At 67.6% G+C, this 275-nt stretch carries 1 protein-coding gene; it reads left to right on the top strand.

Annotation, left to right across the window (positions count from 1 at the left end; translation table 11 throughout):
- A partial coding sequence (locus tag PZC42_RS21205; protein ID WP_277214108.1) for a glycosyl hydrolase-related protein occupies positions 1–275 on the top strand: 275 nt, incomplete at both ends.

Genomic DNA, 275 nt, shown 5'->3' with positions numbered 1-275 from the left:
CGGACACCGACTGATGGCGCAGGAAATGGCGGCGGCGCCCCACGTGATCCTGGCGGCTTCCGGGAGCCCCAAAGTGCGCGAGTTCTCAGCGCTGCGCTCAGCGCTGCCCCCCAACGTTCACCTCCTGACGTTGGCGATGAACGGCGACGCGGAAACGGCGCTTCTGCTGCGCGTGGAGCACCAATTCGAGAGCGGAGAGAGCGGCAACGGCTCCCGGCCCGTCAGCATCGACCTGCAGAACCTCTTCTCCCCCTTCGCCATCGCCTGGGTGCACC

Source organism: Isoptericola croceus, assembly GCF_029382255.1.
GTDB classification, from domain to species: domain Bacteria; phylum Actinomycetota; class Actinomycetes; order Actinomycetales; family Cellulomonadaceae; genus Isoptericola; species Isoptericola croceus.
This window is presented reverse-complemented; position numbering and strand designations above follow the sequence as displayed.